Origin of the sequence: Actinomadura livida (genome assembly GCF_014648675.1) — a bacterium.
GTDB classification, from domain to species: Bacteria; Actinomycetota; Actinomycetes; order Streptosporangiales; family Streptosporangiaceae; genus Spirillospora; species Spirillospora livida.
The window spans coordinates 16,514-17,672 of the sequence record NZ_BMRO01000018.1 but is presented as its reverse complement, the minus strand read 5'-3'; the positions used below and the strand labels follow the sequence as shown (position 1 = coordinate 17,672).

Below are 1,159 nucleotides of genomic sequence, written 5' to 3'. Positions count from 1 at the left end.
GTGTTGTTGTTATGGCAAGCCGGATAACAACAACACGCCGCAAGTCAACGTGCGCGGGGGTCAGTCGCCGGGCTTTTCGCTGGTCTCCGGGTTCGGGGACTGGGGGGTGCCGGCGGTCGGGGCCGTGGGGAGCTGGCCCTGGGCCTGGCCCTGGTTCTGGTCGTTTCCGCCGGACGCGTACTGCTTGGTGACCTTCCACTCGCCGTCGATCTTGGCGAGGGCGAGGCGGAGCAGCGTGGCGGGGGCCGTGGTCGAGCCGTCCTTCGTCTTGAGGCCGATGTCCACCATGACGACGGCGTTGGCGAACTTGCCGTCGACGCTCCCGACGAACACCTGGTCGGTCTTGGACGACAGGCCCGCCTCGGGGTTCTTCTCGAACGTCTCGCCGAGCTGGGTGAGGGTGTTGGTCTTGTAGCTCTCCAGCAGGTCGCCGCCCATGAGCTTCTGGGCCTTGTCCACCTGCGTCTGGTAGTTCTGCGCGTTGTAGTTGAACGCGACGTCGCCGTACGCGGCGGCGACCTTGCGCACGGCCTCCCGCTCGTCCGCCTCGGACGACAGGCCGCTCGCGCTCCGCCACTGCCAGATGGCGAGGCTCGCCAGCAGCGCGACGAGGACGACGACCACGACGGCCTGCACCATGGTGAGGCCGAAGATCCCGGGACGGGGCGATCCCTCGGCAGAGGTGGAGGTCGCGGCGGCGCTCTTGCGGGGCGTCGCCTTCTCGTCCTCCTCGACCTCCTCCTCCGGGGGGTCGATGCGGGTCGGGCGCTTCTTGGCGGCGGGCTTCGCCGAGGCGGCGGAGCGGGCCGGGGGCTCGTCCTCCTCCTCGTCCTCGTCCTCGGCGTCGAGGGCCTCCAGGACCTCGTCGAGGTCCTCGTCGTCGATGACCTCGATGACCCGCACCCGGCGCTTGCGCTTGGCGGCGGGGCGCGCCGGGCTCTCCGCGGCGTCGGCCTGCGGGGTCTCCTCGATCTCCGCCTCGGCAGGGACCGCCTCGACCTCGTCGGCCTCGTTCTTGCCGGTCTTGGCTGTCACTTCGGGTACTCCTCGGGGTTGGGTCAGTCCTTGGGCCGGCGGAGCCGGGACAGGCGGGACACCACGGGCACCGAGCCCATCATGACCCTGATCAGCACCAGCAGGGCGATGACCGGGGGAACGT

General features: G+C 70.1%; 1 protein-coding gene. It reads right to left on the bottom strand.

The annotated features are described in order from the left end of the window. Nucleotides 1–60 precede the first annotated feature (60 nt). Nucleotides 61–1,035, bottom strand: a complete 975-nt coding sequence (locus IEZ03_RS31990; protein WP_184887971.1) for a hypothetical protein — start codon at nucleotides 1,033–1,035, stop codon at nucleotides 61–63. Between the last annotated feature and the right edge of the window lie 124 nt (nucleotides 1,036–1,159).